This is a genomic window from Pararhodobacter zhoushanensis (genome assembly GCF_025949695.1).
Taxonomy (GTDB): domain Bacteria; phylum Pseudomonadota; class Alphaproteobacteria; order Rhodobacterales; family Rhodobacteraceae; genus Pararhodobacter; species Pararhodobacter zhoushanensis_A.
In genome coordinates, this window is sequence record NZ_JAPDFL010000001.1 from 2,885,979 (window position 1) to 2,908,537 (window position 22,559).

General features: G+C 65.4%; 19 protein-coding genes and 3 pseudogenes. 7 read left to right on the forward strand and 15 right to left on the reverse strand.

Features of this window, described 5'->3' with window-relative positions:
• Nucleotides 1-119: 119 nt before the first annotated feature.
• Nucleotides 120-2,132, forward strand: coding sequence for a transketolase (gene tkt, locus OKW52_RS14435; protein WP_264506338.1), 2,013 nt, complete (start codon nucleotides 120-122; stop codon nucleotides 2,130-2,132).
• Nucleotides 2,133-2,235: 103 nt separating this feature from the next.
• Here the strand turns inward: tkt and OKW52_RS14440 are convergent, their stop codons facing one another.
• The 4 genes from OKW52_RS14440 to OKW52_RS14455 all read right to left on the reverse strand — a co-directional run bounded on the left by OKW52_RS14440 (nucleotide 2,236) and on the right by OKW52_RS14455 (nucleotide 6,027).
• Nucleotides 2,236-2,940, reverse strand: a complete 705-nt coding sequence (locus OKW52_RS14440; protein ID WP_264506339.1) for a hypothetical protein — start codon at nucleotides 2,938-2,940, stop codon at nucleotides 2,236-2,238.
• Between the two features lie 87 nt (nucleotides 2,941-3,027).
• A complete protein-coding gene (locus OKW52_RS14445; protein WP_264506340.1) occupies nucleotides 3,028-4,410 on the reverse strand; it encodes a TolC family outer membrane protein in 1,383 nt (460 codons plus the stop codon).
• 79 nt (nucleotides 4,411-4,489) lie between these two features.
• Complete coding sequence (locus OKW52_RS14450; RefSeq protein ID WP_264506341.1) at nucleotides 4,490-5,143, reverse strand: protein-L-isoaspartate O-methyltransferase family protein; 654 nt, start codon at nucleotides 5,141-5,143, stop codon at nucleotides 4,490-4,492.
• 182 nt (nucleotides 5,144-5,325) lie between these two features.
• Nucleotides 5,326-6,027: a glutathione S-transferase N-terminal domain-containing protein gene (locus tag OKW52_RS14455; protein ID WP_264506342.1), complete on the reverse strand. Its 702-nt coding sequence runs from the start codon at nucleotides 6,025-6,027 to the stop codon at nucleotides 5,326-5,328.
• Nucleotides 6,028-6,182: 155 nt separating this feature from the next.
• Between OKW52_RS14455 and mscL the strand changes: the two genes are divergently transcribed.
• Complete coding sequence (gene mscL / locus OKW52_RS14460; protein WP_264506343.1) at nucleotides 6,183-6,635, forward strand: large conductance mechanosensitive channel protein MscL; 453 nt, start codon at nucleotides 6,183-6,185, stop codon at nucleotides 6,633-6,635.
• Nucleotides 6,636-6,708: 73 nt separating this feature from the next.
• Here the strand turns inward: mscL and OKW52_RS14465 are convergent, their stop codons facing one another.
• From OKW52_RS14465 to OKW52_RS14500, 8 genes and pseudogenes are all read right to left on the reverse strand, one after another.
• Nucleotides 6,709-7,065, reverse strand: coding sequence for a hypothetical protein (locus OKW52_RS14465; protein ID WP_264506344.1), 357 nt, complete (start codon nucleotides 7,063-7,065; stop codon nucleotides 6,709-6,711).
• Nucleotides 7,066-7,160: 95 nt separating this feature from the next.
• A complete protein-coding gene (locus tag OKW52_RS14470) occupies nucleotides 7,161-7,589 on the reverse strand; it encodes a Na+/H+ antiporter subunit G (protein ID WP_264506345.1) in 429 nt (142 codons plus the stop codon).
• A gap of 12 nt (nucleotides 7,590-7,601) precedes the next feature.
• Nucleotides 7,602-7,871, reverse strand: coding sequence for a K+/H+ antiporter subunit F (locus OKW52_RS14475; protein WP_127108701.1), 270 nt, complete (start codon nucleotides 7,869-7,871; stop codon nucleotides 7,602-7,604).
• The gene (locus OKW52_RS14480; protein ID WP_264506346.1) at nucleotides 7,868-8,359 is read right to left on the reverse strand and encodes a Na+/H+ antiporter subunit E; all 492 of its coding nucleotides are present in this window, start codon (nucleotides 8,357-8,359) and stop codon (nucleotides 7,868-7,870) included. Before OKW52_RS14480 ends, OKW52_RS14475 begins: the two co-directional genes overlap by 4 nt.
• Nucleotide 8,360: 1 nt before the next feature.
• Nucleotides 8,361-9,989: a monovalent cation/H+ antiporter subunit D gene (locus OKW52_RS14485; RefSeq protein WP_264506347.1), complete on the reverse strand. Its 1,629-nt coding sequence runs from the start codon at nucleotides 9,987-9,989 to the stop codon at nucleotides 8,361-8,363.
• 9 nt (nucleotides 9,990-9,998) lie between these two features.
• Entirely contained in the window at nucleotides 9,999-10,346 is a 348-nt protein-coding gene (locus OKW52_RS14490) for a Na+/H+ antiporter subunit C (protein ID WP_127108707.1), read from the reverse strand.
• A gap of 1 nt (nucleotide 10,347) precedes the next feature.
• A pseudogene (locus OKW52_RS14495) lies at nucleotides 10,348-13,192 on the reverse strand (monovalent cation/H+ antiporter subunit A).
• Between the two features lie 204 nt (nucleotides 13,193-13,396).
• Complete coding sequence (locus OKW52_RS14500) at nucleotides 13,397-13,603, reverse strand: cold-shock protein (RefSeq protein ID WP_127108711.1); 207 nt, start codon at nucleotides 13,601-13,603, stop codon at nucleotides 13,397-13,399.
• 392 nt (nucleotides 13,604-13,995) lie between these two features.
• Here OKW52_RS14500 and OKW52_RS14505 point away from each other — a divergent pair, with 392 nt between their 5' ends.
• The 5 genes and pseudogenes from OKW52_RS14505 (at nucleotide 13,996) to OKW52_RS14525 (ending at nucleotide 18,874) form a co-directional block, all read left to right on the forward strand.
• Complete coding sequence (locus OKW52_RS14505) at nucleotides 13,996-14,541, forward strand: transglycosylase SLT domain-containing protein (protein ID WP_264506348.1); 546 nt, start codon at nucleotides 13,996-13,998, stop codon at nucleotides 14,539-14,541.
• Nucleotides 14,538-16,618: pseudogene (gene flhA, locus OKW52_RS14510) on the forward strand (flagellar biosynthesis protein FlhA). Before OKW52_RS14505 ends, flhA begins: the two are co-directional and overlap by 4 nt.
• Entirely contained in the window at nucleotides 16,615-17,406 is a 792-nt protein-coding gene (locus OKW52_RS14515; protein ID WP_264506349.1) for a flagellar biosynthetic protein FliR, read from the forward strand. The pseudogene flhA and the gene OKW52_RS14515 overlap by 4 nt, the downstream one beginning before the upstream one ends.
• Nucleotides 17,403-18,491 carry an EscU/YscU/HrcU family type III secretion system export apparatus switch protein gene (locus OKW52_RS14520; protein ID WP_264506350.1) on the forward strand — a complete coding sequence of 363 codons (1,089 nt, stop codon included), beginning with the start codon at nucleotides 17,403-17,405 and terminating at the stop codon, nucleotides 18,489-18,491. Before OKW52_RS14515 ends, OKW52_RS14520 begins: the two co-directional genes overlap by 4 nt.
• The gene (locus OKW52_RS14525; protein WP_264506351.1) at nucleotides 18,491-18,874 is read left to right on the forward strand and encodes a hypothetical protein; all 384 of its coding nucleotides are present in this window, start codon (nucleotides 18,491-18,493) and stop codon (nucleotides 18,872-18,874) included. Before OKW52_RS14520 ends, OKW52_RS14525 begins: the two co-directional genes overlap by 1 nt.
• A gap of 113 nt (nucleotides 18,875-18,987) precedes the next feature.
• Here OKW52_RS14525 and OKW52_RS14530 read toward each other — a convergent pair whose 3' ends face one another.
• The 3 genes and pseudogenes from OKW52_RS14530 to OKW52_RS14540 form a co-directional block, all read right to left on the reverse strand.
• Complete coding sequence (locus tag OKW52_RS14530) at nucleotides 18,988-20,148, reverse strand: M20 aminoacylase family protein (RefSeq protein WP_264506352.1); 1,161 nt, start codon at nucleotides 20,146-20,148, stop codon at nucleotides 18,988-18,990.
• Nucleotides 20,149-20,163: 15 nt separating this feature from the next.
• Nucleotides 20,164-21,334 (reverse strand): annotated as a pseudogene (locus OKW52_RS14535) (M20 aminoacylase family protein).
• The gene (locus tag OKW52_RS14540; protein WP_264506353.1) at nucleotides 21,334-22,506 is read right to left on the reverse strand and encodes a M20 aminoacylase family protein; all 1,173 of its coding nucleotides are present in this window, start codon (nucleotides 22,504-22,506) and stop codon (nucleotides 21,334-21,336) included. Before OKW52_RS14540 ends, OKW52_RS14535 begins: the two are co-directional and overlap by 1 nt.
• Between the last annotated feature and the right edge of the window lie 53 nt (nucleotides 22,507-22,559).

Below are 22,559 nucleotides of genomic sequence, written 5' to 3' on the forward strand. Positions count from 1 at the left end.
ACGTTGAAAATCCGCCCTTTCCAACCGATCCGCCGTTGATGCCGCGCCAGTACGCTTGAACTCGAACCGAACCCTGCTATGACGCCCGATAACACCCCCTTTTTATGAGGAACGCTGTCTTGGATATCGCCACGCTCCGCGCCCAGAACCCCGACCACTGGCGTCTCGCCACCGCCATCCGCGTTTTGGCAATGGATGCCGTCGCCGCCGCCAATTCGGGCCACTCCGGCATGCCGATGGGCATGGCTGATGTCGCGACGGTGCTGTTCCAGAACCACCTCAAGTTCGACGCCTCGGCACCCGACTGGGCGGACCGCGACCGGTTCATCCTGTCGGCGGGCCATGGATCGATGCTCATCTACGCGCTGCTGCATCTGACCGGCTATGCCGACATGACGCTCGAGCAGATCAAGAACTTCCGCCAGTGGGGCGCGATCACCGCCGGTCACCCGGAATACGGCCATGTGAAGGGCGTCGAGACCACCACCGGCCCGCTCGGTCAGGGCATCGCCAACTCGGTCGGTTTCGCCATGGCCGAAGAGCATCTGCGCGCCCGCTGGGGTGCCAAGATCCAGAGCCATTACACCTATGTCATCGCCGGGGACGGCTGCCTGATGGAAGGTGTGAGCCAGGAAGCCATCGGCATCGCCGGTCGCCAGAAGCTGTCCCGCCTGATCGTGCTGTGGGATGACAACGGCATCACCATTGACGGCAAGGTCTCGCTGTCGGACGTGACTGACCAGAAGGCCCGCTTCGCCGCCTCGGGTTGGGATGTGTTCGAATGCGACGGCCATGATCCGGCGGATATCGACCGCGCGATCACCGCCGCCAAAGCCTCGCCCCATCCGGCGATGGTCGCCTGCAAGACCCATATCGCCATCGGCTCGTCGGCGCAGGACACCTCCAAGGGCCACGGCGCGCTGACCGACGCCAAACTGATCGCTGACACCCGCGCCGCCTATGGCTGGGAGCATGGCGCCTTCGTCATCCCCGCCGAGATCAAGGCCGCCTGGGAAGCCATCGGTGCCAAGGGCCGCGCCGCGCGCACCGAGTGGGAAGCGCAGATCGCTGCCCTCGCCCCGGCCAAACGCGCCGAGTTCGAGCGGATCTTTGCCCGCGAACTGCCCGCCCGTCTGGCCGCCGCGATCCGCAAGGTCAAGAAAACCGCCGTCGACGAGCCCAAGAAAATGGCCTCGCGCTCAGCCTCTGAAGTGGCGCTCAAGGCGATCAATCCGATCGTCACCGACACCTTCGGTGGCTCGGCCGACCTGACCGGCTCGAACAACACCAAGACCGCCGATCTGGGCGCCTTCGACATCGACAGCCGCAAGGGCCGTTACATGTACTGGGGCATCCGCGAGCACGGCATGTCCTCGGCGATGAACGGCATGGCGCTGCACGGCGGCGTGCGCCCCTACTCGGGCACCTTCATGGCCTTCACCGACTACGCCCGCCCCGCCATGCGGCTGAGCGCGCTGATGGGCATTCCGGTGACCTATGTCATGACCCATGACAGCATCGGTCTGGGCGAAGACGGCCCGACCCACCAGCCGGTCGAGCATCTTGCGATCAGCCGCGCCACCCCCAACACGCTGGTGTTCCGCCCCGCCGATCTGGTCGAAACGGCCGAAGCCTGGGAAGTCGCCCTACAGCAGAAAACCACGCCCTCGGTGATCTCGCTCAGCCGCCAGAACCTGTCGCCCGCGCGCACCACGCACACGGCCAAGAACCTTGTCGCTCAGGGCGGCTATGTGCTGGCCGACTCCGAAGGCAAGCGTCAGGCGATCCTGATCGCCACCGGCTCCGAGGTCGAGATCGCCCTCAAGGCCCGCGAGCTGCTGCAGGCCGAGGGCATCGGCACCCGCGTCGTCTCGCTGCCCTGCATGGAGCTGTTCGCGCAGGCCGATGAAGCCTACCGCAAGCGCGTGCTGCCCGCTGGCCCCGTGCGCATCGGCGTCGAAGCAGGCGTGCGCGCCGGGGGCTGGGATCGCTGGCTGCTGGGCGAGCGCGCCAGAAAGTCCGATTTCGTCGGCATGACCGGTTTCGGTGCCTCGGCCCCGGCCGAGCGGCTCTATCAGGAATTCGGCATCACCGCCGAGGCAATCGTGGCCAAGGTCAAAGCCCTGCTCTGACCCCCCACGCCCCCTGCAAATGTACAACGCCGCCCCTGACCCGGGGCGGCGTTTGTCATTCACCGTGCCTCACATACGCAAAGAGGCTGACAGCACCGGAGGCTTACAGAAAGCTGCGCTCGTCCAAGGCCTTGGCGATCTCGGCCCGCACCAGCTTGCGCACCTGTGCGGTGATCCGCTCGCCCAGTTGCCCATGCAGCTCTTCGCGCACGATCTGCGCAATCATCGCCCGCAGAGCGTCCTCGTCAAGGATACCCTCTTCAAGACCTGCCTCTTCCCTGTCGGAAAGGTCTGGCTGCACGCTCAACGCCTCTGTCGCCACCGGATCGGCCTCGGTTTCGGTCTCGGTCGCAGGCTCGGCCAAGGGCTCGGCTGGCTCTGCCGGTGCAGCCGCAAGGGAGCCGACTGCCGGGACGGGTTCATCCGCCCGCGCAACCTCATCGGCGCGGTGGACGAAACTCAACCGGCCATACAGTTCGGTTACATTCGAGGCTTTCGGATTTTCATCGACCGAGTCGCTCTCCCAACTCCCGCCTGTCGCCGATACCGCCGCCTCAAGCTCGGCGATGGTGGCTTCGAGCTTGCCGAAATCCGGGGCAGGCAGGTCATGCTCCGAGGTCGGCTCATCCCCGTCCAGATCGTCAGCTTTCGCGCCCAGCGTCAGGACCAGCGGCGGTGCCGTGATCCGCTGGGCCTCGGTCAGCACCAGACGCCCGGTGTCGCCACGCGGAGCACCTTCTTGCGCAACCAGACGGCGGATCGACGTCAGAACGTCTTCAATCTCGCGATTGGTCATAGCGTCCGACATGCCTGCACCCCTGCTCATTTTGGGATCAAGGATACCCAAGGATGGCTACGTTAACAACCTTGCATCACATCGCCCGTCAACAGGCGTTCAGCGATAGCGATCCATGATGCGATCCAGCGCCTGACCTTGGGTCGAGGGCGTGACCCGCGCCGGGCCTTGCCGCATGGTGCTGGAATAGGCGCTGACGTCATAGGTCGGGATGCCAAGGTTCAGCGCGGTGACGGTCAACTGACCCATCGAGTTGAGCAAGGCATAGGCCGCCAGCTGCACATTGGCCGCCGCCAGAATGCGCGACGAACGGGCGTCGAGCAGTTCCTGTTCGGCGTTCAGCACATCCAGCGTGGTGCGCGACCCCAGTTCCGCCTCGGCGCTCACGGCGTCATAGGCCGATTGCGCAGCACGGATCTGCTGATCGCCCGCCAGCAAGGTGGCCCGCGCAACGCTCAGCCGTGCCCAGTTCGACGCGACTGACTGCTGCACGGTTGCAACCGTCTGATGCAGCGAGGCGCGCTGCGCCTCGGTCCCGGCAAGTGCCTGACGTTCAACAGAACTCAGCCGCCCGGCCGTGAACAGCGGCACCTGATAGCTGAGCGATGCACTGACCGAATTAGAGTTGCTCGACGGACCCTGCGTTCCCGTCAGTCCGGCGGACAGTGAGCCCGACACCTCACCCAGCCGCTGACGACGGGCGACTTCCATACCGATTTCCGACGACGCGACAAGATGCTGCGCCTGAGTGATCGCCGGGTGATTGCGGCGCGCCAGATCCTGCGCCGCCTCCAGCGAGGCGGGCAGCTGAGGCAGTCGCGGCGGGGCCGAGATCGACGCCGGATAGGCCCCGACGGCGAAATTGTACTGTTCACGCGCGATGGCAACGTCGCCTTCGGCCGACGCCAATGCCGAGCGCGAGGCCGCGAGCCGGGCTTCGGCCAGTGCCACATCGGTACGCGTGGAATCGCCCAGCTCAAAACGTTCGCGTGCAGCGCGCAGTTGTTCGCTGATGACCGAAACGTTGTTGCGCTGCAACTGCACCGTTTGCAGCTGGTTATACAGGTCCAGATAGGCTTGCACTGCCCCCAGAATGACGTTCTGCTCGATGCCGACCAGCGCGGCGCGCGTCGCCAGAACACTCTCGCGCGTCATGTCCAGACTGCGGCGGTTGCGGCCAAAGTCGATCAGCGTCATCGACGCGGTCAGTCCCGCGTTGATGCTGGAATCGGTCAGACCTGTTGTGCCGGCCGTTGCGCTGACCGCGAAACTGACCACCGGATAGAGCGCGGCAATCGCTTGTTGGACGTCTTCATCCGCGGCCCGCAGAAGGGCGCGGTTCTGTTCCAACAGGTTCGAGGTCCGATACGCCCCGACCATGGCATCGGCCAGCGTATCAGCGTTGACCATCAGCGGCGTCGCCAAACCGGCCACCAGCGCAATCCCGGCCACCGCCGAGCGAATCCGTGTCAGTACGCCCATCGCGCCCTCCAAATCTGGTTTCGGCACGCGCCCGCCGGGCGTGGGCCCTGCGCGCCGCCCGCAGGGGCGGCGCACCGCATCAGAGCGCGAAAGCGCGCGTCGCGGCAAAGCCTTCCAGGATCGGCGCCGTTGCGTTGAACGAGTCGCGCCAGCGGATCACGCCGCCATGCTTGACCCCGACACGCACCGTGCCCAAGGCTGCTTCCATGAAAATGGCTGCAACCCGGCCGCCGTCTTTCAGTTGATCGACCAGGGCGGCCGGAAACACTTCAACCCCGCCCTGCACGACAATCGCGTCATAGGGCCCATGGGCCGCAGCACCCGCCGTCGCCACGCCGCGCTCGACAACCACATTGGTGGCACCGATGGATTGCAGCGATGCTTCGGCGTCATCGGCCAGCGACGAATCGGCTTCGAGCGCGACAACCGCCTGCGCCAGATGCGCGATCACGGCTGAGGAATAGCCGGTCCCTGCCGCCACATCGAGCACCAGCTCGTCTTGCTTGATGTCCAGCGCGTCGAGCATTTTGGCCAGCGTACGCGGGTCAAGCAGAACGCGCCCCGCGCCCAGTTGGATATTCTCGCCGACATAGGCGGCTTCGCTCAGCGTTCCGGGCACGAAGCGTTCGCGCGGAATGGCCAGCATGGCCTGAATGATGGTCAGCTTGGTGACGTCGGACGGGCGCACCTGAGTGTCGACCATCATCGTCCTGCGGGTGGCAAAATCGGGCATGGATCAGGCTCCGTCTGGATCTCTGCGCCCCTCTTGCCACAGGGGCCGGGAGCTTGGCAATGCCGCCCCCCTGTCACAGGCGAACTAGGGGGCCATTATGTGGCTTGATGGCACGCAGGCCGAGGGCGTTCAAGCGCAATGTTCAGTTTCGACTGAACATTGCGCCCTGCCCGCGTGCGTGCTCAGGATTCGGGCGGAACGGTGAGGCCGCGCTGGACCGCCGGGCGCGCCAGAAAACGCTCCAGCCAGCCCGGAACGTTGCGCAAGGACTCCCATCCCACCAACGGTTTTGCGTCATAAAACCCGATAACAGTGTTGACCCAGGGGGCGACGGCGATATCGGCGATCGAGTAGTCCCCGACGATCCAGTCACGCCCGTCAAGCTGCTGGTCCAGCACCTTGAGCAGCCGTTCACTTTCCGCGCGATACCGCTCGAAAGGGCGCTTGTCCTCGATATCCTTGCCGGCGAATTTGTGGAAAAACCCTAGCTGGCCGAACATCGGGCCGGCCCCGCCCATCTGCCACATCAGCCATTGCACCGCCTGCCAGCGCAGCGCGGGGTCTTGCGGCAACAGTTTGCCGGTTTTCTCGGCCAGATACATCAGGATCGCGCCACTTTCGAACAGGGCGAGCGGCTGACCGCCCGGCCCGTTCGGGTCGACGATTGCGGGGATCTTGTTGTTGGGGTTCAGCGCCAGAAACTCTGGTGTCATCTGGTCGTTGTCGGCGAAACTGATGCGATGGCCCTCATAGGGCAGCTCCAGCTCTTCCAGCGCCACGCTGACCTTGACGCCATTCGGCGTCGGCAGCGAATACAGCTGCAGGCGATCGGGGTGTTGGGCGGGCCAGCGGCGGGTGACGGGGTGGTCGGCGAGTGTCGGCATGATCGCTCCGGGTGAAAGGGTCAGACAACGGGCTGGTCAAAATACAACTTGATAAGCCGCCATTTGCAGGCATGACTCATACGTCTAATCGAGGTAAACGCCGCAGCGACCCGCTTCAAGATGCAGGGCAAAGGTGAACAAAGGGACAAGAAGGTATGCTTAAAGAATTTCGCGACTTTATCGCCCGCGGTAATGTCATGGACATGGCAGTCGGTATCATTGTCGGCGCCGCGTTTACCGCGATCGTCAGTTCGCTGGTGGCCGATCTGATCAACCCGATCATCGGACTTTTCACCGGTGGCGTCGATTTCACCAACAATTATTTCGTTCTGTCGGGCGAGGTTCCAGCCGACGCCAGCCTGACCGCCGCGCGCGACTCCGGGGCATCGGTCTTTGCCTATGGGTCCTTCATCATGGCGATCATCAATTTCCTGATCATCGCCTGGGTGGTGTTCATGCTGGTCAAGGGCGTCAACAAGGTCAAGGACTCGGCCCTGCGCAAAGAGGCTGAGGCAGCACCTGCCGCCGCCGAACCCGCCGCGCCCCCGCCGCCCTCGCCCGAGGCGCTGCTGACCGAGATCCGCGATCTGCTGGCCGCCCGGGCCTGACCAACACGCCAGCGCTAGCCATGATGGGGCGGGTCTGTCGAGGCCCGCCCTTTTTCAGTGGCACGGCCTGCGGTCACGCGGAGGAACCAAACACCTCATCGCCGGCGCTCCACAGCGCAATCAGGTCGGTCAAGGTGTCGCGGCCATCACCGGCCATCCGCAAGGCCAGTGCATCGGTTCCGATCAGCGCGGCGACGCGCCATGCGTCCTGCGCGGCTGCCAAAGCCGGGGGGCCCGCGCCGAGCATCTCTTCAATCGCATTCGCCGCAAGGGTGAAGGGCAGCGCCAGCGTCAGCGCCGGAATCGTCGGCGATCCGGCGACCAGTTGGTGCGCCAGATCCACAACAACGACTCGCGCCGCTGCCTGCTCGACCAGAAGCCGCGTCACCACGGTTTCGGTCAAGGCGTCGATTACGTCCGTGGTTAACACCCGGAACAGTCCCCACGTCCCCGCGCCGAAACGGCACGCACCCGACGTTTTCATAGCGCAATCGAAAGGATACGCAAACGCCGGGGTTCGGTTAGTCAGGTGTTTTGGTCGGGCTCGGTGTCCGGCAGCGGCGAAAGATCGCGCACACCGCGCGCCGGGCCATCCGCCGTGAAGCTGGCCCACCCCGCCCCGTCGCGCGGCTCGGGCAGCGTATCCGGCCGCTCGTTCAGGTGGATATGAACCTTGGCGATGAACAGCGCGGTAATCGGCGAGGTCAGGAACAAGAACAGCGAAATCAGCAGCTCATGCGCCGAAAACCGCCCTTCGGTGGCAAATACAAAGATCATCGAACCGATCAGCACGCCGCCGACGCCCAGCGTCGTGGCCTTGGTCGGCGCGTGCAGCCGGGTCATGGCATCTGGCAGCCGGATCAGGCCATACGAGCCGACAAGCCCAAAGAAGGCCGCGATCAGCAGGAAAGCCGAGACAGCGATATCGGCCCACAGGGGAAGGTCATAGTCCATGCGCTTGCTCCCTTACTCGATGATATCGCCGCGCAGAAGAAAGCGGCAGTAGCTGACGGTCGAGATAAAGCCGACCAGGGCAAAGAGCATCGACACTTCAAAGAAGATCGACGATCCCAGCGCGATCCCGAGCAGGATCAGCAGGGCGATGGCGTTGATCACCATGGTATCCAGCGCCAGAATCCGGTCGCTGATGTTGGGACCGGTGGCCACGCGCCACAGGTTCAGCAGCAACCCCAGTGAGAAGGCACCGATGGCGATGGTCAGGGCATAACCGATCATTCGAAGATCTCCTTCAGACGGCGTTCATAGCGGGCCTTGATGTCATCCCGCACAGCCGCCGGATCGGGCGCGTGCAGGCAATGCACCAGAATGGCGTGACCATCAGCGGCCAGATCGCACGATACCGTGCCCGGCGTCAGCGTGATCGTCACCCCCAGCACGGTGATCGCTTCGGGCGAGGTGATGTCGAGCGGCACACAGATCCACGCCGGTTGCAGCGACTTGCTGGGCTTGAACAGCACGATCAGCGCGACCTCGGCGTTGGCCTTGACGATGTCATAGAGCACGATCAGGCCGTATTCGATGACAACCAGTGGCCGGCTGAGCCGGGGCATATCAGGCCAATAGGGCCGGATCAGCATCGGCACGAGAAGCCCCAGCAGCACGGCGAAAACAATCGAGTTGATCGCGACGGTATTGACCAGCAAGAGCCAGCAAATCGCCAGAACCACCGACAAAACCGGATGGGGCAGCAAACGCGACAGCATGTCAGTGTCCCTCTTCTTGCGGTGCGTGGCTTTGCGCCGGGGCACCGTGGTCTGCACCGTGCAGCGCGTCGGCAAGCTCTTCTTCCTGCTCGGCGCGCGCGATGCGCTCCTCGGGCGTGCCCAGCACGGCATAGATATACTCGGACGCGTTATAGAGCTGCGCCGCCGTCGCCGTCGTGTAGCGCGACACCGGCCCCGCCGCGACGGTCAGGGCGACAACCAGCGCCAGCAACGCGCCCAGTGCGGCAAGGCCCCAGCCTGAGGTGCTGCCCGGCGCAACCTCGAAGCCGTCGGATGCCGGGGCGACATTGTCGTAGGGCTTCCAGAACAGCTGCGAGCCAGCACGGGAAAAACCCACCACCGCGATCAGCGAGGTGACCAGCACAAACGCCCAGCCCCAGACCCACCAATCCTCGGCCCGAATGGCTTGCAGCACCATCAGCTTGCCCAGAAAACCCGACAGCGGCGGCATACCCGCCGAGGCAATCGCGGCCATGAAGAACAGGGCCGAAATCAACCCGCCCCCGACAATCGGGGCCTGCAGACGCAGCGCCGAATTCCCGCGCCGGGCGCGGACCTGATCGACGACCAGAAACAGCGCAGCCCCGGCGAGGGTCGAGTGAATGAGGTAGTAGAGCGCCGCGCCCGTCGAGGCTTCGGTAAACGCGCCCACCGCCAGAAACAGCGTGCCCATCGAACCAATGGCCGAGAACGATGCCACCCGTGCCAACGTCCCGCCACCCAGCACGCCGATCATGCCGATCGCCAGCGTGACCATCGCCGCAGGCGCAATCACGTCGCTGACCAGCCCGCCCATCGAGGCCAGTGTCGTCGGGAAGATCAGCGTGAACACGCGGATCACCGAATAGGCGCCGACCTTGGTCATCACGGCAAACAACGCAGCCACCGGCGCAGGCGCCAGCGCATAGGTGTTGGGCAGCCAGAAATGCATCGGCAGCAGCGCGCCCTTGAGCACGAAGACCAAGAGCAGCAGCGCCGCCGTCACCCGCACCAGTGCCGCGTCGCCGTCAGGTAACTGCGTGGCGCGCTCAGCCAGATCGGCCATGTTGAGCGAGCCGAAGACGGCATAGAGCGTCCCCAGCGCGAACAGGAACAGCGTCGATCCGGCGAGGTTGTACATCACATACTGAACGCCGCCGCGCAGCCGCATCCGCCCGCCGCCATGGGTCATCAGACCGTACGAGGCGATCAGCAGGATCTCGAAGAACACGAACAGGTTGAAGATGTCACCGGTCAGCATTGCGCCGAACAGGCCCATCAGCTGGAACTGATACAGCGCATGGAAGTTCTTGCCGCGCTGATCCCAGCCGGTGCCCGTCGCATAGGCCAGCACCACCAGCCCCAGCACGGCGGTCAGCGTGACCATCAGCGCGCTCAACCGGTCCAGCACCAGCACGATCCCAAAGGGCGCGGGCCATGAGCCCAACTCGTAGCTTTCCACAGCCCCGCTTTGCGCCGCGACCAGCAGCGCCAGCGTCATGGCGACCATCAGCACAGACGAGGTGAGTCCCGCCACGCGTTGCAGCACGACATCGTGGCGCATCGTGAGAATGATCAGCGCACCGATGAAGGTGGGCAGCAGAATGGGGGCGATAATCCAGTGTTCCATGTCGGCCCCTTAGTTCCCGGTCTCTGGCTGTTCGCCGGGTTTCTCGATGTCGATCGCATCGGTTCCGGCGTTCAGATACGACCCCAGCGCCAGGATCACCACCAGAGCGGTCATCCCGAACGAGATCACGATGGCCGTCAGCACCAGCGCCTGCGGCAGCGGGTCGGTCATCACCTCGGCCGCGCCCAGGATCGCCGGGGCTCCGGCCACCAGGCGGCCCGAGGTGAAGATGAAGACGTTCACCGCATAGGTGAGCATCGACAGCCCAAGAACGACCGGAAAGGTCCGCAGCCGCAGCATCAGATAGATGCCCGCCGCCGTCATCGAGCCGATAGCAATGGCAACCAGTGCTTCCATGTCAGCGGGCCTCTTCAATCTTGGCGACCAGATTGGCGCGCGGGTCAATGTCCATGGGGGTCAGGTTCACCCCCTCGCCGGCCCGCACACCGATCCGGCTGAGGCTGGCCAGCGCCAGCATCACGGCGCCCACGACCGTCAGGAACACGCCCAGATCGAAGGCCGCAGCACTGGCAAGGTGGATCTTGTCCAGCGGCCAGATCTCGACGTAGACGCTGCTCGAGGTCAGGAAATTCCAGCCCAGCACCATGCTGACCAGCCCGGTCACCACAGCGATCAGCACGCCGGTGGCGATCACGCCGTGATAGGCAACCTTCTGACGCTCCTGCGTCCAGGCGAAACCGGACGCCATGTACTGCATCAGCAAGGCGATGGCGACGACCAGACCGGCGATGAACCCGCCGCCCGGCTCGTTATGGCCGCGCAGGAAGATATAGATCCCCACCACCAGCGAAATCGGCAGCGCGACGCGGGTCGCCACCACCATCATCAGCGGGTGGCGGTCCCGCGCCTGTGCCATATCGGGCACCCAGTTCATCAACCGGCGCGAAGCGGGGCCGACAAGGATCACCTCGACCAGCGCATAGATCACCAGCGCGCCGATCCCGAGCACGGTGATCTCGCCCATGGTATCAAAGCCCCGGAAGTCGACGAGGATCACGTTGACCACGTTATTGCCGCCGCCGCCGATATACGAGTTGGCGACATGGTAGTCGGCAATCGTCGGCAGGCTCATGTCGCGGGTCAGGATGGCGAACGCCAGCGCGCCCACACCGCCGCCCGCAACCAGCGCGATAACGCCGTCACGGATCCGGCGCGCGGGTGACGATCTCGCGCGGGGTTTCCTTGGGCAGATAGTTCAGCGCCAACAGCAGCAGGATGACCGTCACCACCTCGACCGTAAGCTGCGTCAGGGCCAGATCGGGGGCCGAGAAGCGCACAAAGGTCATCGACACCACCAGCCCGCAGATCGAAATCACGATCAGCGACACAAAGCGCATCCGGTGGACCGCGACCACACCGATAGACGCGACCATGATCAGCACGAAGAAGATCAGCTCGACCGGACCCACCGGCAGCATCGCCCGCGTCCCCGGCGTGAACGACCCGCCCCAGAACGCCCAGGCGCCATAGGCGACGACGACCACGGTAAAGATCCCCAGATAGCGCGAGATCGCCCCGTCATGCAGCGCCAGCGTCAGCTCATCCGTGCCGCGCGCGGCAGCCTCGACGATGGCGTCAAAGATCGACTTGGCCTCGGGCCGCGGGGCGTTGTCCCAGAAGGGTGCGAGGCCACGCTGGAAGGCCAGCAGCACGATGCCCACGGCAACCGCGATGCCCGACATGATCAGCGCCGGCGTCACGCCATGCCACAGCGCCAGATGCTCGTGCACCGTCTCGCCGGTCACCGCACTGGCGACGACATCAACAAAGCTGCCGACGGTCTGCGCGGGGAAAATGCCGATCACCAGCACCAGCACCGCCAGAATCGCCGGGGATACCCACATGCCGAAGCCCGGATCATGCGGGTGGTGCGGGTAGTCGTTGCGCACCGGGCCAAGGAAGGTGTGGAAGATGAAACGCAGCGAATAGGCGACCGAGAAGATCGCGCCGATCGTGGCAATCACCGCAAACCAGGTGCCGGTGTCATGCGCGGCCTCCAGCATCATTTCCTTGGACAGAAAGCCGTTGAAGAATGGAATCCCGGCCATCGACAGCGCCGCAATCGTGCCGATGGTAAACGTCACCGGCATCAGTTTGCGCAACCCGCCCAGCAGGCGGATGTTGCGGGTATGCGCCTCGTGATCGACGATCCCGGCAGTCATGAACAGCGCGGCCTTGAAGGTCGCGTGGTTGATGATGTGGAACACCGCCGCCGTCGCCGCATACTCGGTGCCCAGCCCCAGAAGCAGCGTGATCAGGCCCAGATGCGAGACCGTCGAGAACGCCAGCAGCGCCTTGAGGTCATCCTTGAAGAGCGCAATCACCGCGCCCAGCACCATGGTGATCAGCCCTGCCCCGGCGACCAGCCAGAACCACTCGGGCGTGCCCGACAGCACCGGCCAGAGCCGCGCCATCAGGAACAGCCCGGCTTTCACCATCGTGGCCGAATGCAGATAGGCCGACACCGGCGTCGGCGCGGCCATGGCATGCGGCAGCCAGAAGTGAAACGGGAATTGCGCCGATTTGGTGAACGCGCCCAGCAGGATCAGGATCAGCGCGGGCAGGTAGTATTCCGACGACCGGATCGCGTCGCCCTGCTGCAGGATTTCGTGGATGTTGTAGCTGCCCGCGATCTGACCCAGAATCAGCATCCCGCCAATCATCGCCAGCCCGCCGAGGCCGGTCACGGCCAGCGCCATCCGGGCGCCTTGGCGACCTTCGGGCAGATGCTTCCAAAAGCCGATCAGCAGGAAAGACGAAAGCGAGGTCAGCTCCCAGAAGATCAGCAAAAGCAGGATGTTATCGGATAGAACGATCCCCACCATCGCGCCCTGAAAGAGCAGCAGATAGGTGAAGAAATTGCCCATCGGGTCGTCTTTGGACAGGTAGAACCGCGCATAGACGATGATCAGCAGACCGATGCCCAGGATCATCGACGCGAACAACAGACCCAGCCCGTCGAGCATGAAGGTCACGTTCAGACCGATGACCGGCAACCAGTCCCAGCCTTGGGTGATCACCTCGCCGCGCATCACCGCAGGGGCGTTCAGCAGCAGGCCGATCAGCGCCAGGGCGGTGACGGAAAAGGTGACGCTGGCGCAGGTGTTGCGACCCGCGCGGATCATCAGACCGGGAAGAAGAGCGCCAAGAAAAGGCAGCGCCGCGATCAGGGCAAGGGACATGCAGGTTCCTTTGTCCGAGGGCAGCCTTGCAGGGCGCCGTTGGGGTGGGACGGGCTCACTCCAACCCGCGGCCTTAACATTGAAATCACAGACAGGAAGTCAAGCAAAACCGACGCGATCACAGGGCCGTGAGGCCCCCTTGAAAATTAAACGGGCGGCCCGTTTCGGGGCCGCCCAACCGCACCGCAAAGGTGCGAAACCGACTTAGGCCAGCGCGAGGTTGGTCGCCGACTGGCGGCCGTCACGGCTGGTTTCCAGATCGAAGGTCACTTTCTGACCGTCGTCCAGGCCACGCAGACCAGCACGCTCCAGCGCGGTGATGTGCACGAAGATGTCTTTCTGACCGCCTTCGGGCTGGATGAAACCAAAACCCTTGGTGGCGTTGAACCATTTCACGGTGCCAGTGGCCATCGTGATACTCCTGTTTAGCGCTGCCCACAGAATGTGACAGCCCGGCTCAGTCAAATCGGGATCGAGCGCAGGGTGCCCGTTGCGGGGCCTAGACAGGTCGATAGAGATAACGTCGCTTGCCTGATTTGCCCTAAAACCGCCCCTGACTCAAGGAAATTCGCGGTGAGAGGCCAAAGAGCGGGCCATGTTCCGCTGCCGGGGGGTCGTGGCAGGCGTCAATCTTTCATCAACCACACGCGGTCTAGGGTGCTCACGGGAGAACCCGGAACCTGCGATGAAAACGCCTCAGCTGCTGCTTGCCCTCATGTGTCTCTATGCCGCACCCCTGCCCGCCCGCGCGGTGCCGGAATTATGCAGAATCCGCCGCCGTCACGGCGGCGAGAGAGGCAAACGTGCCCGTCGATGTGCTGCTCGCCATCGCGTTGACGGAATCAGGGCGGCAGGCTGACGGGCGGATGCGACCCTGGCCCTGGACCGCCAATGCCGAGGGGCGCGGCTACTGGTTTGACACACGGCAAGAGGCGGTGGATTTCGCCCACCGCTTGCTGGCGCGCGGCCAGCGGCTGTTCGATCTGGGCTGCTTTCAGATCAACTGGTACTGGCATGGTGAGCATTTCACCCGCCCTGACGACCTGCTCGATCCCCTGACCGCCGCCCGCTATGCCGCCCGGTTCCTGGCAACGCTCCATGACGAGTTCGGCTCGTGGGAAGGCGCGGCAGGCGCCTATCACTCGCGCAACCCGCAGTTCGCCAACCGCTACCGCGCCCGCTTCAGCACCCTGCGCGCGGGCTTGAGCGTCAGCGCCCCGACCATCCCCGACCCGCCCGCGGTCCGTGTGAACACCTTCCCCCTGTTGGCGGGTGCCCTGACCCAAGGCGCCTCGCTGGTGCCCTTGGCCCTGCCCAACGTCCGCCCGCTGTTCGAGGCCGCTCCATGAACCTTTCGCTCAAGAACTTCTTCCAGCCCACTGTCCTGCTGGCCCTCGCCCTGATGGCGGTGATCGTGATGATGATCCTGCCGATGCCTGCGTGGATGCTCGATATCGGTCTCGCCGCGTCCTTTGCGCTGGCGATCCTGATGTTCACCATCACCCTGTTCATCGAACGCCCGCTGGATTTCTCGATCTTCCCCACCGTCCTGCTCGCGTCCCTCATGTTGCGGCTCTCGCTCAACGTCTCGTCGACCCGGCTGATTATCGGCGAGGGTCACACCGGGCCCCAGGCGGCAGGCAGCGTGATTCAGGGGTTCTCCAGCTTCATCATGGGCGGCAGCGTGTTTCTCGGCGTCGTGGTGTTCTGCGTGCTGTTGATCGTCAATTTCATCGTCATCACCAAAGGCGCGGGGCGCATGGCCGAAGTCGGCGCACGCTTCGCGCTCGACGGGATGCCGGGCAAACAGCTGGCCATCGACAGCGACATGTCCGCCGGGGCCATCACCCATGCCGAGGCCAAGGCGCGGCGCGAGCAGGAACAGGCCGAGACTACCTTCTTCGGCTCGCTCGACGGCGCCTCGAAATTCGTCAAGGGAGACGCCGTCGCCGGGCTGTTGATCACTCTGCTCAACATCGCCGTCGGGCTGATGATGGGCACGCTGATGCACGGCATGCCCCTTGGGGAAGCCTTTGAAACCTATGCGATCCTCACCGTCGGCGACGGTCTTGTCAGCCAGATCCCCGCCGTCATCATCTCCATCGCCGCCGCGTTGCTGCTCGCCCGCGGCGGGGCCAGCGGCGCGACCGACAGCGCGCTGGTGACCCAACTGGGCCGCTACCCTTCGGCCCTGCTCACCGTCGCCTTTCTGATGGGTCTTCTGGCGCTGATCCCCGGCCTGCCCTTTGTCCCCTTCGTCAGCGGGGCCGCCCTGCTCGGCGTGTCGGCCTGGGCTGCCCGCCACGCCGCAGCCGCCAGAAAGACGGCAGCCGAAGCCCCCCTGCGCGCGAAGACCAGGGCACGTCGCTGGGCGATGTGCTGGACCTCGATGAGATCCACGTCACCTTTGCCCCCGATCTGGTGCCGATGGTGCTGGACCCGGCCACCGGCCTCGACGCGCGCATCATGAACATGCGCAACCATGTCGCGCGCAATTTCGGCCTGCTGTTACCTGAGATCCGGCTGACCGATGACCACGGCCTTGCGCCGGGCGAATATGCCATCCTCATTCAAGGCGTCGAACAGGGCCGCGACCGGTTGCGCCCCGACCGCCGCCTTGCCCTGTTGCCCGATGGCGGCGGCGCGCGCGCCCCGGACGGGATCGACGTCAAGGAGCCCGTCTATGCCGCTCCCGCCCGCTGGATCAGTGCCGAGGATGAAGAGACCGCGGCGCTGAGCGGCCTCACCGTCGTTGGCCCGGCCGAAGTGCTGGCGACGCACCTGCTCGAAGTGCTGAAAACCAACTTTGCCCGCCTGCTGACCCTGCGCGGCCTGCGCCGCATGCTCGACGAGATGACCAACCTCACCGACCGTGCCCGCGCCGACTCGAACCGCCGCCTGATCGACGAGCTGATCCCCGACAAGGTGCCTATCGACACCCTGCTCGCCGTGCTGCGTCTTCTGCTGGACGAGCGGGTCTCGATCCGCAACCTGCCGATGATTCTGGAAAGCATCGCCGAACTGCGCGTCCAGCATCTGGGCCCCGAGGCCGTCTGCGAACATGTCCGCCAGCGCATGGGCTTTCAGCTGGTTGCCGGGCTCAAGCGCGCCGACGGCACGCTGCCGCTGGTGCAGCTGGACCCGGCCTGGGAAGAGGTCTTCACCCGCTACCAGATCGACGGCGAGCGTGGCAGCCTGGACATCGCCCTGCCCCCGGCCGATTTTGGCCGCCTCGCCAATGCACTGGCCGAGACCTTCTCGAATCTGGCCGAGATCGGCACCAACGCCGCCCTCGTCTCGCCCGCCCGCCGCCGCCGCTTTTTGCGAACGGTCATGGCGGCGCGCGACGTCGCCGCCCCGGTGCTGGCGTTTGAGGAAATCGGCATGGAAGCGCGCCCCGCTCTGGTCGGTCAGGTCGCCGCATGACCGCCGAGATGTTCAGCGCCCTGATGGCGCTGGTCACGCAGGTGCAGGCCTATCTGGCGGCGGGCGGTCTGGTCTTTGCCCGTATCGGCCCGCTCTTTGCGCTGGTTCCCGCCTTCGGTGAACGCGTGGTCCCCGCCCGTATCCGGCTGATCGCCGCCCTCGCCACCACCGTGGTGATCGCCCCCGCTGTCGTCGACCTGCTCCCGGTCCCGCGCGCCAATCCGGTCTCGGTGGCGCTGTTTCTCGGCTCGGAATCCCTGATCGGGCTGATCCTGGGCATGGCGCTGCGCCTGATGGTCATGGTGCTGCAGATGGCAGGCACCAAGGCGGCGCAGGCCACCTCGCTGGCGCAGGCCTTCGGCGGCGCGGGCGTCGATCCGCAGCCCGCCATTTCGCAGGTTCTTGTCATGGCCGGGCTCTGCGCGGCGGCAATGGCGGGCCTGCCCGAGCGTCTCGTGCAGTATCTGGTCCTGTCCTATGACCTTTTCCCGCCCGGTCAGTGGCCCAGCCCCTCGGCGCTGGCGCAATGGGGCGTGGCGCAGGTCTCGCATGCGTTCGCGCTGGCCTTCTCGCTGGCCGCCCCCTTCGTGATCGGTGCCGGCCTCTACAACCTCGCCCTCGGCGTGATCAACCGCGCCATGCCGCAGCTGATGGTGGCTTTTGTCGGCGCACCCGCCCTCACACTGGGCGGCCTGATCCTGCTGCTCCTCGCCGCCCCCGTCATGCTGCGCTTCTGGCTCCCCGCCTTCCTGACAGTGCTCACGGACCCGCTGAGCATCGCGCCATGAGCGAGGATGACGGCGCCGACCGCCCGCACGAGGCCACCCCGCGAAAGCTCGACGAAGCGCGGCGCAAGGGCGATATGCCCCGCACCACCGACCTCACCGCTGCGGCGGCAGCGGCGGGGTTTCTGGCGCTGGTCCTGCTGCCGGGCGGCTGGGTGCCGCCCCGGATCGGCACGATCGGCGCGAACCTGCTGGACCGCGCCGACAGCATCGCCCCCGTGCTCTTGGGCGGCGGCAGCGCGCTCGGCGGCACGCTGCTTTCCGGCATCGGCGCGGCGATGGCCCCGGCGATGCTGATCCCCGGCCTGTGCGCGCTCGCCGTGCTCTTCGCCCTGCGCGGCATCGTTTTTGCCCCCGAGAAACTCTCGCCCAAGCTGTCGCGCATCTCGCCGCTGTCGAATGCCAAGAACAAGTTCGGCCTTTCGGGTCTGATGGAATTCGCCAAATCCGCCCTCAAGCTGCTTATCTACGCCACACTCCTGTGGCTCTTTCTGACCGCCCGCCTGCCCGAACTGATGCTGACCATCGGCCAAAGCCCCGGACAGGCCACCGTGGCGATGCTGAGCCTGATGGCGGAATTCTGGACGCTTGTGGTGGTGATCATGGTGGCCATCGGCGCGCTGGATCACCTGTGGCAGGTCTTCGACCATTCCCGCAAACAGCGCATGTCGCATCAGGAACTGCGCGAGGATCACAAGCAGGCGGAAGGCGATCCCCATGTCAAACAACAGCGCCGCCAGCGCGCGCATGAAATCGCCACCAACCAGATGCTCGCCGCCGTTCCCACCGCCGCCGTGGTCGTCGTGAACCCGACGCATTACGCCGTCGCGCTGGCCTGGACCCCCGGCAGCACCGGCGCGCCGGTTTGCGTCGCCAAAGGCGTCGACGAAATCGCTGCGCGCATCCGCGAGGCCGCGCAAGAGGCCGGCGTGCCCATCCATTCCGACCCGCCCACCGCCCGCGCGCTGCACGCCACCGTCGAGCTGGGACGAGAGATCAGCCCTGATCACTACCGCCCCGTTGCCGCCGCCATCCGCTTCGCCGACGCCATGCGCAGCAAGGTCCGCGCCCGCCAGGGGTCGCGCTGATGGACCGCCGCCGCGCCCAATCCCTCGCCCGGCTCGCCCAACTCGCTGCGCTCACGCGCGCAGCCGAACTGGCCAAACTCGCCGCCGTCGCCCAGTCGCGCGCCCGGCTGAAAGCCGCGCTCGACACTGTGCGCCAGACCGAGGCCCCGCTCGACCCGGCCGAGGCCATCGCCGATCCCGCGATGATCGGTGCCCGCCTCGCCCATCGCCGCTGGAGCGAGGTCCAGCAACGCCGCCTCAACCAGCAACTCGCGCTGGTTTCCGCCGACTGGCTGCGCCAGAAACCCGCCGCCGCTCGCGCTTTCGGCCGCGCCGCCGTGCTCGAGGAGCTCAGCCAAAAGGCTCACACCGACCTGCACAACGACAAAGAGCGCAAGACGTGAACCCTGCGCCCCTCATCTGTCCCAAAATATCCCGGGGGAGGCCGCCAGGCCGTGGGGGGCAGCGCCCCCCGCGCGCGCTGAGGGGGCTCGATGCCCCCGAAGCGCGCCACCCCTTATGCCGGCATCCGCTGCTCGACGACTTCCGCCCACCACGAACATCCCGCAGGGATCGCATTATCATCGAAATCATAGGCCGGATGGTGCACCATCGCCGTGTCACCATTGCCGACCAGAATATACGCGCCCGGCCGCTCCTCGAGCATGAAGGCGAAATCCTCGCCGCCCATGATCAGCGGCGCAGGCGCGCAGGCTCCGGCGACCTTCTCGGCCACCCGCGCCGCAAATTCGGTCTGCTCGGGGCTGTTCACCATCACCGGGTAGCCCTTGTTATACGTCACATCCGCCTTGGCGCCGAAGCCCGAACAGATCCCCTCGGCCAGCGCCTTGATGCGAACCTCGGCCATCAACCGGGTATCGGCATCCATCGTGCGCACTGTCCCGCGCAACTCGACATGCTGCGGGATCACGTTGAAGGCCTCGGATTCGGTGCGGAACGACGTCACCGACACCACCAGATTCTTCACCGGATCATGGTTGCGGCTGGCGACGGTCTGCAGCGCCGTCACCAGTTGCGCCGCCACCACCGTGGTATCCACCGTCTCATGCGGCTTGGCGGCATGCCCGCCCTTGCCCTCGACATGGATGGTAAACGTATCGGTCCCGGCAAAGAACGCCCCCTCGCGGATCGCGAAGCTGCCCAGCGGCAGGCCGGGCATGTTGTGCATGCCGTAGACCTCCTGAATGCCCCAACGATCCATCAGCCCGTCGTCGCACATCACCTTGCCGCCCGCGCCGCCCTCTTCAGCGGGTTGGAAAATGATCACCGCCGTGCCGTCGAAATTGCGCGTCTCGGCCAGATATTGCGCCGCCCCCAGCAGCATGGCGGTGTGCCCGTCATGGCCGCAGGCGTGCATCTTGCCCGGCGTCTTCGACGCATGCGGCGCGCCCGTCGCCTCAAAGATCGGCAGCGCGTCCATGTCGGCGCGCAGCCCGATCACCTTGCCCGATGCCGTGGCGCGCCCCTTGATCACCGCCACCACGCCGGTGCGCCCGATCCCCTCGACCACCTCGTCGCACCCAAAGCCGCGCAGCTTTTCGGCGACGATCCCGGCGGTGCGGTTCACATCGAACAGCAGCTCCGGGTTTTCATGAAAGTCGCGCCGCCACGCGGTGATTTCGGGCAGCAATTCGGCAAAACGGTTCTTGACCGGCATTCTGTCTCTCCTCGCTCAGGCGTTCAGCGGCATGCGCTGTTCGGCCAGCGTGGCGAACCAACTGCAGCCGGCAGGGATCGCCTCGTCGTTGAATTCATACTCCGGGTGGTGCAGATCGGCCGAGGCCCCGTTGCCCAGCAGGATGAATGCCCCCGGACGCTCGGCCAGCATTTCCGAGAAATCCTCGCCGCCCATCGAGGGCACGACGTCGGTTTTCACCGCCCCCGCCACCAGCTGCGCCGCCGCCATCGCGTGGTCGGTCTGGTCCTCGGCGTTGATCGTCGGCAAGACGCCGTCGACATACAGGAATTCGACCGTCGCACCATATGCCGCCGCCGTCGACTCCGCGATCACCTTCATGCGGTCGCGGATCATTTCCTTGGTCGGCACATCGAAGGTGCGCACGGTGCCGGTCAGCTTGACCGAGGCCGGGATGACGTTATGCGCCATCGTATCGGTGGCAAAGCCGGTAACGGAAACCACCGCCGGTTGCTGCGGGTCGACGTTGCGCGCCACCACCTGCTGCATCGCCATCACGATGGCCGAGGCCGCCAGCGTCGAGATCGTAGCTGACATGCGGCTGCGCGCCATGGCCGCCCTTGCCCTTGACGGTGATCTCGAAGAAATCCGCCGCCGCCAGCAGCGGCCCCGATTTGATCGCGAACTGACCGGCGGGCAGGCCGGGCATGTTGTGCAGCCCGTAAACCTCCTGAATGCCCCAACGGTCCATCAAGCCGTCCTTGAGCATCGCGCGCGCCCCGCCGCCGCCCTCTTCGGCGGGCTGGAAAGCCAGCACAACGGTGCCGTCGAAATTGCGCGTCTCGGCCAGATATTTCGCCGCACCCAGCAGGATCGACGTATGCCCGTCATGCCCGCAGGCGTGCATCTTGCCCGCCTCGGTCGAGGCATGGGCGAGGCCCGTTTGCTCGATGATCGGCAGCGCGTCCATGTCGGCGCGGAACCCCAGCACCTTGCCCGATCCGCTCTGCCGCCCCTTGATCACCGCGACGATGCCCGACTGGCCGACGCCCTCGGTCACCTCATCGACGCCGAAGTCGCGCAGCAGAGCCGCGACCTTGGCCGTTGTGCGGGGAAGATCGAAACGCAGTTCGGGATGGGCATGCAGATCCTGACGCCAACCGGCGATCTCAGGCAGCAGTTCGGCGAAACGGTTCTTGACGGGCATCAGTTGATCTCCAACGGCATACGACGTTCAGCGAGGGTGACGAACCAGCTGCAACCGACCGGAATGATCGCGTCGTCGAACTGATAGGCGGGGTGATGGCACATCGGCGTGTCGCCGTTGCCGAGGAACAGATACGCGCCGGGCCGCGCTTCAAGCATGAAGGCGAAATCCTCGGCCGGCATCACCGGCGCGATATCGCGGATCACCGAGCCCGAGACTTCTTCGGCACAATCGGCAGCGAAATCGGTCTGGTCGGGGTGGTTCACCGTCACCGGATAGCCCAGCCGGTAATCCACCGCCGCCACCGCGCCATAAGCCTGCGCCGTCGCGGGCACCAGCGCCTCGATCCGTTGCTGCGCCAGAATGCGCAGCGCCGGGTCCAGCGTACGCACGGTGCCTTTCAGCGTGACCTCATGCGCGATCACGTTCGACGCGACGGAATCGGTGCGGAAGCTGCCGACGCTGACCACGACGCTGCCCAAGGGGTCGATGTTGCGCGAGACGATGCTCTGCAGCGCGATGACGATATGGCTGGCGACCAGCGTGGTGTCGATGGTCTGATGCGGCATCGCGGCATGGCCGCCCTTGCCGGTCACGGTGATCTCGAATTCATCCGCCGAGGCCATCAGCGGGCCAGTCCGCGTGGCGAATTGCCCGACCGGAAAGCCGGGCATGTTGTGCAGGCCATAGATCTCCTGCACGCCCCAGCGGTCCATCAGCCCGTCATCGACCATCGCCTTGCCCCCCGCGCCGCCCTCTTCGGCGGGCTGAAAGGCCAGCACCACGGTGCCGTTGAAATTGCGCGTCTCGGCAAGGTATTTCGCCGCGCCCAGCAGGATCGAGGTGTGCCCGTCATGCCCGCAGGCGTGCATCTTGCCGGGTGTCTTGCTGGCGAACGCCAGCCCCGTGGCCTCGTTGATCGGCAGCGCGTCCATGTCGGCACGAAAGCCGATCACTTTGCCCGAGTCGGTGCGATTGCCCCGGATCACCCCGACCACGCCGGAAATGCCGATGCCACTGACCACCTCATCGCAGCCAAAGCCCTTGAGTTTGTCGGCGACGATGCCCGAGGTGCGCGGCAGGTCGTACATCAATTCGGGGTTTTCGTGCAGATCATGCCGCCAGGCGGTGATCTCGGGGTGCATCTCAGCGAGACGATTGCGGACGGGCATCGGCGACTCCTTGAGTTTCTTCACCTGTGAACTTGGCGCGGAAAATCGAGGGT